Source organism: Pseudomonas sp. B15(2017) (assembly GCF_002113215.1).
Classification (GTDB): Bacteria; Pseudomonadota; Gammaproteobacteria; order Pseudomonadales; family Pseudomonadaceae; genus Aquipseudomonas.
In genome coordinates this window covers 108666-120630 of the sequence record NZ_NEJZ01000016.1, presented here as the reverse complement: position 1 = coordinate 120630, position 11965 = coordinate 108666, and the positions used below count along the sequence as shown (strand labels likewise).

At 59.4% G+C, this 11965-nt stretch carries 13 protein-coding genes; 8 read left to right on the top strand and 5 right to left on the bottom strand.

The genetic code is table 11. The features are described from left to right. Positions 1–32 precede the first annotated feature (32 nt). A complete protein-coding gene (locus CAF73_RS22060) occupies positions 33–974 on the bottom strand; it encodes a folate-binding protein YgfZ (RefSeq protein WP_085700591.1) in 942 nt (313 codons plus the stop codon). Positions 975–1123: 149 nt separating this feature from the next. Between CAF73_RS22060 and CAF73_RS22055 the strand changes: the two genes are divergently transcribed. Together CAF73_RS22055 and CAF73_RS22050 are read left to right on the top strand one after the other, a co-directional pair. Then, positions 1124–1378, top strand: a complete 255-nt coding sequence (locus CAF73_RS22055) for a succinate dehydrogenase assembly factor 2 (RefSeq protein WP_007957989.1) — start codon at positions 1124–1126, stop codon at positions 1376–1378. Continuing rightward, positions 1362–1814, top strand: coding sequence for a protein YgfX (locus CAF73_RS22050; RefSeq protein ID WP_085703823.1), 453 nt, complete (start codon positions 1362–1364; stop codon positions 1812–1814). The genes CAF73_RS22055 and CAF73_RS22050 overlap by 17 nt, the downstream gene beginning before the upstream one ends. Here CAF73_RS22050 and nadB read toward each other — a convergent pair. After that, complete coding sequence (gene nadB / locus CAF73_RS22045) at positions 1783–3399, bottom strand: L-aspartate oxidase (protein WP_085703822.1); 1617 nt, start codon at positions 3397–3399, stop codon at positions 1783–1785. The two genes, CAF73_RS22050 and nadB, sit on opposite strands and share 32 nt — an antisense overlap. A gap of 556 nt (positions 3400–3955) precedes the next feature. Here nadB and rpoE point away from each other — a divergent pair. From rpoE to CAF73_RS22020, 4 genes are all read left to right on the top strand, one after another. Continuing rightward, a complete protein-coding gene (rpoE, locus tag CAF73_RS22040) occupies positions 3956–4537 on the top strand; it encodes an RNA polymerase sigma factor RpoE (protein WP_003172477.1) in 582 nt (193 codons plus the stop codon). A 31-nt stretch (positions 4538–4568) separates the two neighbouring features. Further along, complete coding sequence (locus tag CAF73_RS22035; RefSeq protein WP_011332903.1) at positions 4569–5156, top strand: sigma-E factor negative regulatory protein; 588 nt, start codon at positions 4569–4571, stop codon at positions 5154–5156. Between the two features lie 8 nt (positions 5157–5164). Beyond that, the gene (locus CAF73_RS22030; protein ID WP_085700594.1) at positions 5165–6127 is read left to right on the top strand and encodes a MucB/RseB C-terminal domain-containing protein; all 963 of its coding nucleotides are present in this window, start codon (positions 5165–5167) and stop codon (positions 6125–6127) included. Positions 6128–6333: 206 nt separating this feature from the next. Then, positions 6334–7782, top strand: coding sequence for a DegQ family serine endoprotease (locus CAF73_RS22020; RefSeq protein WP_085700596.1), 1449 nt, complete (start codon positions 6334–6336; stop codon positions 7780–7782). Positions 7783–7860: 78 nt separating this feature from the next. Here the strand turns inward: CAF73_RS22020 and CAF73_RS22015 are convergent, their stop codons facing one another. Continuing rightward, complete coding sequence (locus CAF73_RS22015; protein ID WP_085703821.1) at positions 7861–9294, bottom strand: M48 family metalloprotease; 1434 nt, start codon at positions 9292–9294, stop codon at positions 7861–7863. A 97-nt stretch (positions 9295–9391) separates the two neighbouring features. Between CAF73_RS22015 and CAF73_RS22010 the strand changes: the two genes are divergently transcribed. Beyond that, on the top strand, positions 9392–9631 hold the full coding sequence (locus tag CAF73_RS22010; RefSeq protein ID WP_085700598.1) for a sulfurtransferase TusA family protein: 240 nt from the start codon (positions 9392–9394) through the stop codon (positions 9629–9631). A gap of 32 nt (positions 9632–9663) precedes the next feature. Continuing rightward, positions 9664–10734, top strand: coding sequence for an AI-2E family transporter (locus CAF73_RS22005; protein ID WP_085700599.1), 1071 nt, complete (start codon positions 9664–9666; stop codon positions 10732–10734). Between the two features lie 34 nt (positions 10735–10768). Here CAF73_RS22005 and CAF73_RS22000 read toward each other — a convergent pair whose 3' ends face one another. Further along, positions 10769–11242 (bottom strand): peroxiredoxin, encoded by a 474-nt coding sequence (locus CAF73_RS22000; protein ID WP_085703820.1) that lies wholly within the window; start codon positions 11240–11242, stop codon positions 10769–10771. Positions 11243–11252: 10 nt separating this feature from the next. After that, positions 11253–11813, bottom strand: coding sequence for a glycine cleavage system protein R (locus CAF73_RS21995; protein ID WP_007958014.1), 561 nt, complete (start codon positions 11811–11813; stop codon positions 11253–11255). Between the last annotated feature and the right edge of the window lie 152 nt (positions 11814–11965).

The following is an 11965-nucleotide window of genomic DNA, read 5'->3' as shown; positions in this document are numbered from 1 at the left end:
GTTTCTCTAGGGTGTTGCAACAAATGCTGCGATCAACGCTGGATTTCGCGGTCGCGATCCAGTTCGTAAGGCAGGTCGAGCAAGTGCAGCGCCGGGCCTTCGGCTGCGCCCAGATGCAAATCGCCTGCGTCGGCAGCTTCGGCCTGCAACACCGCCAGCAGTTCAATATTCTTTTCGGCACGGGCAGCCAGTACCACTTCGCCGATGGAGCTGCCGTGGCTCGGGGCGAACAGCGGGGTGCCCGGCTCCGGCAATTCGCTGGCGTCCAGTTGCACGCGGTACAGGCGACGCTTGAGTTTGCCCAGGTACTGCATGCGCGCGACGATTTCCTGACCGGTGTAGCAGCCTTTCTTGAAACTCACGCCGCCGACGGCCTGCAGATTGAGCATCTGCGGGATGAACAGCTCGCGGGTGCTCGGCATGACCTGGCCGATCCCGGCGCGGATCTGGCCCAGCAGCCATTGATTGAGTTCGGCTTCGCTCAAGTGCGCGGACAATTTGCCTTTGACGGTGTCAGCCTGATCGGCGGGCACCCAGAGTTCGGCACGGTTCGGGGAGACGCGAATCGCGATCAGACCTTCGTGGCGAGCCACGCTGTCGGTTTCTGCCGGCAGTTCCAGGCCCAGACTGCTCAGGGCCGCATCGCCATGATCGAGGCCGAAGCGTACCCAGGAGGCGCTTTCGTCGGTCAGTTTCGATTTGGAGAACACGGCGTACTTTTTCAGATCCGCCAGTTGCGGCTCCAGCAGCTCGCCGGCCATCGCCAGCAGCACGCCGTCGCCTTCCAGCACGATGCGGAAACTCGACTGCATGCGGCCTTTCTGCGTGCAGCGTGCACCGAGGCTGGCCTGGGTTTCGCTCAGATAATTGATGTTGCAGGTCAGTTGGCCTTGCAGGAATTTGCCGGCATCCGCGCCGCGAACCGCGAGAACGCCTTCATGAGAGAGGGTGCAGAAAAAAGCAGAATCGGCCATGGGTCATCGCAGGGTAAATAGACTGGGGCACATCATAAGGGGGTGCTGTTGAAATGGGTAGTTGATAAAGGATCGGTGGTGCCCGACCAAAGCCGACTGTTCGGCCCGCTTCGGGCCTGTATACTTGCGGCCTATTTGAGGAGGGCTCCATGGTCGAACAAGTTGAACTGAATCGCCTCTTTTGGCACAGCCGTCGCGGCATGCTGGAACTCGACGTGTTGCTGGTGCCGTTCGTGAAAGAGGTCTACGCCAATCTGAATGAGGTGGATCGCGCGTTGTATGTCCGCCTGCTCGAGTGCGAGGATCAGGACATGTTCGGCTGGTTCATGGAGCGCAGCGAATCGGAAGATCCCGAGCTGCAACGCATGGTTCGCATGATTCTGGATCGTGTCCAGCCCAAGTAATACGTTCGAATGCCGCTGGCACGCCTCACGGCAGTTGCTGGCGGCGTATCTGCTGGCCCAGGCATTCGCGCTGGGTTCTTTGTTTCTGTTGTCGATTCCTTTATGGGGTTCTCTGCTGGGGGCATTCGCATGTCTCGCCCATGCTGTCTGGGTGTTGCCACGGCAGATTCTGTTGAATCATCCCAAGGCCTTTTGCGGATTGCGTCGGGACGCGGATGGCTGGCAGCTGTGGAACAAGGCCGATGGCTGGCAAGCGGTGCAATTGCGCCCGGACAGCCTGGCGCTGCCGCTGATCGTGGTGTTGCGCTTTCGGTTGCGTGGTGAGTGGCGCGTCAGGTCGATCTGCGTGCCGCGGGATGCGCAGGCGTCGGATTTGCACCGACGCCTGCGGGTACGCCTCAAGTTCAGCCGGCGTAGGTGGGCGGCACCAGAATAGTGTCGAGCGCTTCAGGCAGCAGGCCCGGGTAGTCGAGGGTGTAATGCAGGCCCCGGCTCTCCTTGCGCTCCATGGCCGAGCGGATCATCAGTTCTGCCACTTGCGCCAGGTTGCGCAGCTCGATCAGGTCACGGCTGACCTTGTAGTTACTGTAGAACTCGTCGATTTCGTCCAGCAGCAGACGCACGCGATGCTGTGCCCGTTGCAGGCGCTTGTTGGTGCGCACGATGCCGACGTAGTCCCACATGAACCGCCGCAATTCGTCCCAGTTGTGGGCGATGATCACGTCTTCATCGGAGTCGGTCACCTGGCTGGCGTCCCAGGCGGGCAGGGCGCGCGGGATCGCGACGTCGGGGAGTTGCTCGAGAATGTCCGCTGCAGCCGAGCGGGCGTAGACGAAACATTCGAGCAGCGAGTTGCTGGCCATACGGTTGGCGCCGTGCAGGCCGGTGAAGCTGGTTTCGCCAATGGCGTACAGGCCGGGCACATCGGTGCGGCCCTGTTGATCGACCATCACGCCGCCGCAGGTGTAGTGCGCCGCCGGTACGACCGGAATCGGTTGCTTGGTGATGTCGATGCCGAAGCCGAAGCAGCGCTCGTAGACAGTCGGGAAGTGCGATTTGATGAAGGCTTCGGGCTTGTGGCTAATGTCGAGGTAGACGCAATCGACACCCAGGCGCTTCATTTCATGGTCGATGGCGCGGGCGACGATGTCCCGTGGTGCCAGTTCTGCACGTGGGTCAAAACGTTGCATGAAGCGTTCGCCGTTCGGCAGCTTCAAATGGGCGCCTTCGCCACGCAGGGCTTCGGTTACCAGAAAGCTCTTGGCTTGCGGGTGGTAGAGGCAAGTGGGGTGGAACTGGTTGAACTCCAGGTTTGCCACGCGGCAGCCCGAACGCCAGGCCATGGCGATGCCGTCACCGCAGGCGCCGTCGGGGTTGCTTGTATATAGATAGACTTTCGCGGCGCCGCCGGACGCCAGGATCACAAAGCGTGCTCCGAAGGTATCGACTTCTCCGGTTTTGCGGTTGAGCACGTAGGCGCCCAGGCAACGTTCGCCTTCCAGCCCCAACCGACGCTCGGTGATCAGGTCGACCGCTACCCGCTGTTCGAGCAATTCGATGTTCGGGCGTTCTTTGGCCTGGGCCAGCAGGGTCGTGAAAATCGCAGCGCCAGTGGCGTCAGCTGCGTGGATGATCCGGCGATGGCTGTGGCCGCCCTCGCGGGTCAGGTGGAATTCGAAACCGCCGTCTTCCGTACCGGACTGTTCGTCGCGCGTGAACGGCACGCCCTGGTCGATCAGCCACTGAATTGCTTCCTTGCTGTGCTCGACGGTGAAACGCACCGCGTCTTCATGGCACAGGCCGCCGCCGGCATTCAGAGTGTCATCGACATGGGACTCGACGGTGTCGGTGTCGTCCAGCACGGCCGCGACGCCACCTTGTGCCCAATAGGTCGAGCCGTTGGCGAGGTCACCTTTGCTCAATACGGCGATGCGCAAGTGACCGGGCAGGGTCAGCGCGAGACTCAAACCGGCAGCACCGCTGCCAATCACCAGAACATCGTGTTGAAACTGTTGGCTCATTTCAGGATTCCGCTCAAAGCGACCCGGGTCGGGGTTGGCGCAGGACTGGCGGATGGGCGAGTCGAGGCAGCCACACAGCCCACTAGTATATAGAGGGGTTGGGCGGCACAATAGCCGGGCCGATATGGCATTGTGAAACTACCGTGACGGAAAATCCCGACGCTTTGTCGTCAGTTTTTTCAGCGGTTTTGGGGAAAAGCGACTGTATCGACGATGAAACAGGCTTTTTCCGCTCACGGTTGCACAAGGTCGGTGCGACACGTCTATAAATATTTGGAACTTTTGCCAGAGGCCCAAGATCAATAGACAGTTGCCCGAAACAAGGGACAGTGTCGGCTTCAATGCGGAACCTGCGGTTGGGTTTTTGCCGGCGAGCCGATGACAAGATTATTCGCGCAGCCGGTTCATCCCGCGCTGCGTTTTTCGTGCGTGCCAAATCAGAGCTCGCAGGAAACTTGCTTGGAGGGGGAGAACTTTTGCGAAAAGCCCGAGTCTATGTTTGCAAGTCCGGTCGATTGGTCATGCAAGCCTCCTCCGAGTTTATCGAGGAGTGTTCATGCTAACCCAGGAAGAGGATCAGCAGCTGGTCGAACGCGTTCAGCGTGGCGACAAGCGAGCTTTCGATCTGCTGGTGCTGAAGTATCAGCACAAAATTCTCGGGTTGATCGTGCGTTTTGTGCACGACACCCATGAAGCCCAGGACGTCGCACAAGAAGCCTTTATCAAGGCATATCGAGCGCTTGGAAATTTCCGCGGCGACAGTGCGTTTTATACGTGGCTGTACCGCATCGCCATTAACACGGCGAAGAACTATCTGGTTTCACGCGGCCGTCGGCCGCCGGATAGTGATGTAAGTTCCGAAGATGCAGAGTTCTATGACGGCGATCACGGCCTGAAGGATCTCGAGTCGCCTGAACGTGCATTGCTGCGGGATGAGATCGAGGGCACCGTCCATCGAACCATTCAGCAACTGCCAGAGGATTTGCGCACGGCGTTAACTTTGCGTGAATTCGATGGTCTGAGTTACGAGGACATCGCGAGCGTCATGCAATGTCCGGTTGGTACCGTGCGCTCCCGGATTTTCCGCGCCCGGGAGGCCATCGATAAAGCCCTGCAGCCGTTGTTGCAGGAAAACTAAAGACAGCGGCGACAGCCAAGAGAGGAACGCCATGAGTCGTGAAGCCCTGCAGGAATCGCTGTCCGCAGTGATGGATAACGAAGCGGACGAACTGGAATTGCGTCGAGTGCTCAATGCACTGGACGATGTTGAAACCCGTGAAACCTGGGCTCGTTACCAGATCGCTCGGGCAGCCATGCACAAGGATCTGTTGCTTCCACGTCTGGATCTCGCTGCGGCTGTTTCTGCTGCACTGGAAGACGAAGCGACCCCTGCCAAAGTGTCCCGCGGTCCATGGCGCAGCCTCGGTCGTCTGGCCGTAGCCGCTTCGGTGACCGTTGCCGTTCTGGCGGGTGTTCGCCTGTACAACCAGGACGAAATCGCCGGCGTGGAACTCGCCCAGCAATCCAATCAGCCAGTGTTGGCCACTCCTCAGGTCAAAGGCCCGGCGGTATTGGCGGGCTACAATGAGAGTTCGGAAGCCACAGGCCCAATGGCCAATGGCGTATTGCAAGGTCAGCCAGGCTGGCATGATCAGCGTCTGCCAGGTTACCTGCGTCAACACGCTCAACAGGCTGCCCTGAAAGGCACCGAAAGCGCGCTGCCCTATGCACGTGCAGCAAGCCTGGAAAACCGTTAAGGGGGATCATGCGCGCCATACCTCTACTTTCGCTTCTGCTCAGCGGCTGGTTCATTGTTCCAGCCCACGCCGACGAGGCTCAGGACTGGTTGACCCGCCTGGGCCGGGCCGAGCAGCAGCAAAGCTTTCACGGCACATTCGTTTACGAGCGTAACGGTAGTTTCTCTACCCATAACATCTGGCATCGGGTCCAGAATGGCCAGGTCCGCGAGCGTTTGCTTCAGCTCGACGGTTCGGCTCAGGAAGTCGTGCGCATTGATGGACATACTCAGTGCGTCAGCGGCACCCTGATTGCGGGTCTGGGAGACTCTCCCAATACTGCCGCTCGTCCTCTGGATCCTCAAAAGCTTAAGAACTGGTATGACCTTGCCGTCATCGGCAAGTCGCGCGTAGCCGGGCGGGAAGCGGTGATCGTATCGCTGACGCCGCGGGATCAGCACCGTTATGGATTCGAACTGCATCTGGACAAGGAAACGGGTCTGCCGCTCAAGTCGCTGCTGTTGAACGACAAGGGACAGTTGCTCGAAAGATTCCAGTTCACGCGGCTGGACACGTCTGATGTCCCGTCCGATAAAGATCTGCAAGCCGATTCCGATTGCAAGACGGTTACTCTAGACAGCGACAAGGCGTCTGCAGTCAAGACCGCCCAGGTCTGGCGTTCCGACTGGCTGCCTCCTGGCTTCGAGCTCACCAGCAGCTCCTCCCACAAGGATCCGGAAACCAAGACCCAGGTCAACAGCCTGATGTACGACGATGGTCTCGCCCGTTTCTCTGTCTTCCTGGAGCCGCTCAACGGCGCAACCGTTACCGATACCCGGACTCAACTGGGCCCGACCGTTGCCGTATCCCGCCGTTTGACAACGCCTCAAGGCGAAATGATGGTCACGGTGGTTGGCGAGATCCCTATCGGGACAGCCGAACGAATTGCCCTGTCGATGCGCAATGATGGCGCTGCAACCAGCAAGCAGTGAGCTGATTCCAGCTATCTCCACTTCGTCTTCGAGACGTGAAATGTTTGCTGAGCTTTTTCATTTGCAAAACACCCGAAAATTTTTTATAGGTCAGAGCCTCTCGGCTCTGGCCTTGTTTGTTGTTCCCGGAACAAAAATGCCGGCCTGTGGTTTCCGGTGTTCCTTGCTCCATATCGCTTAACCCTGCTCGTCGTAACGGGAGCTGTATGTCGATACCAAGCTTGAAATCTTATCTCTCCATTTTCGCCACTGTGCTGGTGCTCGGTCAGGCTGTTCCTGCAGTCCAGGCGGCCGAAGCAGCCAGTCCGGTCAACCTGCCTGATTTCACTCAACTGGTCGAACAGGCCTCGCCTGCCGTGGTGAACATCAGTACCACGCAAAAACTGCCGGATCGCAAAGTGAGCCAGCAGATGCCTGATCTGGAAGGCTTGCCGCCGATGTTGCGCGAGTTCTTCGAGCGCGGCATGCCGCCGCAACAGCGTTCTCCGCGTGGTGATCGTCAGCGTGAAGCGCAATCGTTGGGTTCGGGCTTCATCATTTCGCCGGATGGCTACATTCTGACCAACAACCACGTGATCGCCGATGCCGATGAAATCCTTGTCCGTCTGGCTGATCGCAGTGAGATGAAAGCCAAGCTGATCGGCACCGATCCACGCTCCGACGTGGCGCTGTTGAAAATCGAAGGCAAGGATCTGCCAGTGCTCAAGCTTGGCAAATCCCAGGATCTGAAAGCCGGTCAGTGGGTCGTGGCAATCGGCTCTCCATTCGGCTTTGACCACACCGTGACCCAAGGCATCGTCAGTGCCGTCGGCCGCAGCCTGCCGAATGAAAACTATGTGCCGTTCATCCAGACCGACGTGCCGATCAACCCGGGCAACTCCGGTGGCCCGCTGTTCAACCTGAACGGTGAAGTGGTCGGGATCAACTCGCAGATCTACACCCGTTCCGGTGGCTTCATGGGTGTGTCGTTCGCCATTCCGATCGACGTGGCGATGGACGTTTCCAACCAGCTGAAAAGCGGCGGCAAGGTCAGCCGTGGTTGGCTGGGTGTCGTCATCCAGGAAGTGAACAAGGATCTGGCCGAGTCGTTCGGTCTGGACAAACCGGCCGGTGCGCTGGTTGCTCAGATTCAGGATGACGGCCCGGCTGCCAAGGGCGGCCTGCAAGTGGGTGACGTGATCCTGAGCATGAACGGCCAACCGATCGTCATGTCCGCTGACCTGCCACATCTGGTGGGGGCATTGAAGGCGGGTGCCAAGGCCAACCTCGAAGTGATTCGTGACGGCAAGCGCAAGAATGTCGAGCTGACGGTCGGCGCCATCCCGGACGAAGACAAGGAGCTGGATGCCCTGCCGAAATCCGGTGCCGAGACCAATAGCAATCGTCTGGGTGTTTCGGTGGCAGAGCTGAGCGCCGAGCAGAAGAAAACCTACGACCTGAAGGGCGGTGTGGTGATCAAGGAAGTGCAGGACGGTCCTGCAGCTCTGATCGGTCTACAGCCGGGCGACATCATCACCCATCTGAACAACCAGGCCATTGGTTCTTCCAAGGAGTTTGCCGAGATTGCGAAGGCGCTGCCAAAGAACCGTTCGGTGTCGATGCGCGTACTGCGTCAGGGCCGTGCCAGCTTCATCACCTTCAAACTGGCTGAATGATCCAGTTGTCCAAGAAGTAAAAAAAAACCGCCTCGAAAGAGGCGGTTTTTTTTGTCCGGAATTTGTCTCGGCGCGGGCTTAACCCATCATGTCCTTGACCATGCGCTCCTGCTCCATCAGCTCGCGCTGGCGGGCATCGATACGTGAGGACAGCGGGAAGTTGCTGCCGGCCTTGCGTTTGGCGAAGTCCAGTTGCTGAATCGCCTGGCGATAATCGCCGACCAGCGCGAAGTACTCTGCACGCGCCTGATGCAGGCCGATGATGTTGCCGGACAGCCCGCGAGTTTCTGCAACTTGATACCAGACGTCCGGATCGTCCGGACGTGATTTCAACAAACCTTCCAGCGCCTTCTCCGCATCGGCGGTGCGATTCTGTTTCAGCAGCAGATCGACGCGAACCTGATTCAGCGGGTAATTGCCAGGATACTGACTGAGCATCCGGTCAACCCGAGTCTGTGCATCGGCCAGTTTGTTGTTGGTGATGTCCAGATCGATCTGCGCCAGGTTGTAGATGATCTCGTTCGGTGATTTGGCCAGCAGTTGCGTGAGATTCGCCCGTGCTTCGTTCAACTGGCCGCCCTTGATCTGGGCGATCGCCAAGCCGTAGCGAGCCACGTCGTTTTTCGGGTTCTCATCGAGTTGGGCGCGGAAGCGCTTGGCACCAAGGCCCGGCGTTTCTTCGTAGGTCAACTGCACCCGCGCACGGATCAGTTGATAGCGCATGCTGTCTTCGATGCCCCCGGGTTTAGTCTGTTCGGCACGGTTGCGGGTGTCGGCGATCCGCGACTCGGTGACTGGGTGAGTCAGCAGGAATTCCGGTGGCTTGGCGTCGAAACGATACTGGCGCATCAAACGCTCGAACATGGTCGGCATCGAGCGCGGATCGTATCCGGCCTTTTCCAGATTAAGGATGCCGATGCGGTCGGCTTCCTGCTCGTTCTGACGCGAGAAGCGCCGTTGTTCCTGGATTGCCGCCGCCTGGGTGCCGGCAATCGTCGCGATGCCAGCATCACCGGCGCCGGCCGCGGCGATCACGATACCGGCCAGCAGCGCCGCCATCATCGGCACCTGCATCCGCTGCGAGGCTTCGACGCCGCGTGCGAAGTGACGCTGGGACAAGTGCGCCAGTTCGTGAGCCAGTACCGAGGCATATTCGCCTTCGGTCTGGGCATTGAGGAACAGGCCGCCGTTGACCCCGACAATTCCGCCCGGCGCCGCGAAAGCGTTGAGCTGCGGGCTGTTGATCAGGATGAATTCCAGGCGTCGGTCATTGACCTGGCTGGTTTCCACCAGTTTGTAAACGCTGGACTCGACGTAGTCCTTGAGTTGTGGATCGTTGAGCTGCGAAACCTGGCTGCGCAGTAATGCCAGCCAGGCGCGACCCAATTGATATTCCTGTTGTGGCGAGACGATGGCAGAGCTGGCGTCACCGAGTGACGGCAGGTCGTCGGCGAAGCCCGGTGAGGCGAGCAGGCAAGCGAGCGTCAGCAGGGTGGGGCGCAAAAAAGTCATGCACAAAGCCTTAGTCGACAAAGACCTTACTGTAGCCGGACACCGAGCTTGCGACCAGATATTCTAGGCAGCCTGACCACCTGATCCGGAGTGACGCATGACCGACGCTGTAGCCTATGACTGTGAGCTGGACGCCAGTGGCCTGAATTGTCCGTTGCCGTTGCTCAAGGCCAAAATGGAGCTGAACAAGCTGCCCACTGGAGCGGTACTCAAGGTGATTGCAACGGATGCCGGTTCGCAGCGCGACTTTCGCACCTTCGCCAAGTTGGCCGGTCATACGCTGCTGCGTGAAGAAGACGAGGCGGGTGTCTACCGTTACTGGCTGAAAAAAGCCTGAAACCGACCGCGTAAATGACCTAAGGAAAATTGATGTTCAAAGTGTTGCGCGACTGGATTCAGCGCTACTTCTCCGATGAAGAAGCGGTGGTACTGGCGGTTTTGCTGTTTCTCGCCTTCACCGCTGTACTGACGCTGGGCGGAATGCTCGCGCCGGTGCTGGCCGGGATGGTGCTGGCGTACCTGATGCAGGGGCTGGTGGTCACGCTCGAACGCCTGCGCGTACCCGGCGGCGCGGCGGTCGGTCTGGTGTTTGCGCTGTTCATGGGCGTGCTGATGGTGTTTATCGTCGTGGTGCTGCCGCTGCTCTGGCATCAGTTGATCACCCTGTTCAACGAGCTGCCGGGGATGCTCGCCAAGTGGCAATCGCTGCTGCTGTTACTGCCGGAGCGTTATCCGCATCTGGTGTCCGACGAGCAGGTGCTACAAGCGATCGAAGCGGCGCGGGGTGAAATCGGCAAGTTCGGCCAGTGGGCGCTGACGTTTTCGTTGTCGAGCTTGCCGCTGCTGGTGAACATCATGATCTACCTGGTGCTGGTGCCGATTCTGGTGTTCTTCTTCCTCAAGGATCGGGCAATGATCGGCGAGTGGGTGCGCGGCTATTTGCCGCGTGAGCGAGCGCTGATCACCCGGGTCGCCGAAGAAATGAACCGGCAGATCGCCAACTACATTCGCGGCAAGGTCATCGAGATCGTGATCTGTGGTGGCGTGACATACATTGCCTTTGTCGCGCTGGGGCTCAACTACGCAGCGTTGCTGGCCCTGTTGGTCGGCGTGTCGGTGGTGGTGCCGTATGTCGGAGCGGTGGTGGTGACCGTGCCGGTTCTGCTGATTGCGCTGTTCCAGTGGGGCTGGAGCGATCAGTTCATCTATCTGATGGCGGTCTACGGCATCATTCAGACGCTGGATGGCAACGTGCTGGTGCCGTTGCTGTTCTCCGAAGCGGTCAACCTGCATCCGGTGGCGATCATCTGCGCGGTGCTGTTGTTTGGTGGGCTTTGGGGATTTTGGGGCGTGTTCTTCGCGATTCCGCTGGCGACCCTGTTCAAGGCTGTGCTGGATGCTTGGCCGCGCAAGGAGCCGGCGGTGGCGCCGCTGCTTTGAAAATGAAGGGGCGCCCGCAAGGGCGCCAACAGCATCAGGCCTTGTTCAGCGCCTGAGCAGCAGCCAGCACTGCATCGACATGTCCTGGCACTTTCACGCCGCGCCATTCCTGACGCAGTACGCCGTTCTTGTCGATCAGGAAGGAGCTGCGATCAACGCCCAGGTATTCCTTGCCGTAGAGCTTTTTCAACTTGATCACGTCGAACAGCTGGCAGACGGCTTCGTCCTTGTCGCTGATCAGCTCGAACGGAAACTCCTGCTTGCACTTGAAGTTCTCGTGGGATTTCAGGCTGTCGCGGGAAATCCCGAAGATTTCCGTGTTGGCAGCCTTGAACGCTGCGTATTGATCGCGAAAGCCCTGGCCTTCGGTGGTGCAGCCCGGGGTGCTGTCCTTCGGATAGAAGTAGATCACCACTTGCTTGCCCTTGAGGGCTGACAGGCTGACGGTCTGCCCGCTGGTGGCAGGTGCTTCGAAATCCGTAACCGGTTGGTCAATGACAACGGCCATGAAAGCTTCCTTACATTGGGTTCTGTGGGCGCCACGGTTCGATCAGTGCATCCAGGTTCATGGCGTCGGCGAAATCCAGAAACTGGTCGCGCAGCCAGCTGATCTGGGTGCCGGCGGGCAGGGTCACGGTGAACGTGGCGTTGAGCATGGTGCCGCCGGTCTGTGGTGCCTGATAGGTATCGCAAGTCAGGTTTTCCAGCTCGACGTTGTGATCCATGAAGAACTGGCACAGCTCGTTGATGATGTCCGGGCGGTACGCCGAAGACACGTAAGCCACATACGGCAAGGCCTGCGGACGATTTTCCAGGGCGGCGCTGCGTACCACGTTGACGGTGAACGCATGACGCTTGGCCAGCACCGGCAGGCTGCCTTCAAGGCGAGCCAGGGCGTCCCAGCTGCCGGAGACTTCGAGCACCAGCGCACTGCATTCGCCGTGGCGGGTCAGGCGCGAGGTGACGACTGCGCAGCGGTTTTCATGGCTGGCGCGGCACAGGACGTTGGTCAGCTCCATGGGATTGGCGCCGAGGGCACTGATGACAAGGAATTGTTCGCGAACTGTGGGGGTGGACATGCAGCATTCCTAAAGCGATGAGCGGTCGGTAGGGAGAGGGCGTTGATTGCCGGGGCAATGACTGTCCGGAAGGCCCGATTCGTGTGGCGCTACGGCTCCATGAACAAGCAAGCGTACGGCAACGACACTGGAACGGAGCCCGGTAGGCCGAA

Bases quoted from the DNA above. Each gene is read 5' to 3' on its own strand.
- CAF73_RS22015 (WP_085703821.1), bottom strand. From the start codon at position 9,294: ATGACTTTTTTGCGCCCCACCCTGCTGACGCTCGCTTGCCTGCTCGCC.
- CAF73_RS22055 (WP_007957989.1), top strand. From the start codon at position 1,124: ATGGTCGAACAAGTTGAACTGAATCGCCTCTTTTGGCACAGCCGTCGC.
- CAF73_RS22005 (WP_085700599.1), top strand. From the start codon at position 9,664: ATGTTCAAAGTGTTGCGCGACTGGATTCAGCGCTACTTCTCCGATGAA.
- rpoE (WP_003172477.1), top strand. From the start codon at position 3,956: ATGCTAACCCAGGAAGAGGATCAGCAGCTGGTCGAACGCGTTCAGCGT.
- CAF73_RS22000 (WP_085703820.1), bottom strand. From the start codon at position 11,242: ATGGCCGTTGTCATTGACCAACCGGTTACGGATTTCGAAGCACCTGCC.
- CAF73_RS22035 (WP_011332903.1), top strand. From the start codon at position 4,569: ATGAGTCGTGAAGCCCTGCAGGAATCGCTGTCCGCAGTGATGGATAAC.
- CAF73_RS22010 (WP_085700598.1), top strand. From the start codon at position 9,392: ATGACCGACGCTGTAGCCTATGACTGTGAGCTGGACGCCAGTGGCCTG.
- CAF73_RS21995 (WP_007958014.1), bottom strand. From the start codon at position 11,813: ATGTCCACCCCCACAGTTCGCGAACAATTCCTTGTCATCAGTGCCCTC.
- CAF73_RS22020 (WP_085700596.1), top strand. From the start codon at position 6,334: ATGTCGATACCAAGCTTGAAATCTTATCTCTCCATTTTCGCCACTGTG.
- CAF73_RS22030 (WP_085700594.1), top strand. From the start codon at position 5,165: ATGCGCGCCATACCTCTACTTTCGCTTCTGCTCAGCGGCTGGTTCATT.
- CAF73_RS22060 (WP_085700591.1), bottom strand. From the start codon at position 974: ATGGCCGATTCTGCTTTTTTCTGCACCCTCTCTCATGAAGGCGTTCTC.
- nadB (WP_085703822.1), bottom strand. From the start codon at position 3,399: ATGAGCCAACAGTTTCAACACGATGTTCTGGTGATTGGCAGCGGTGCT.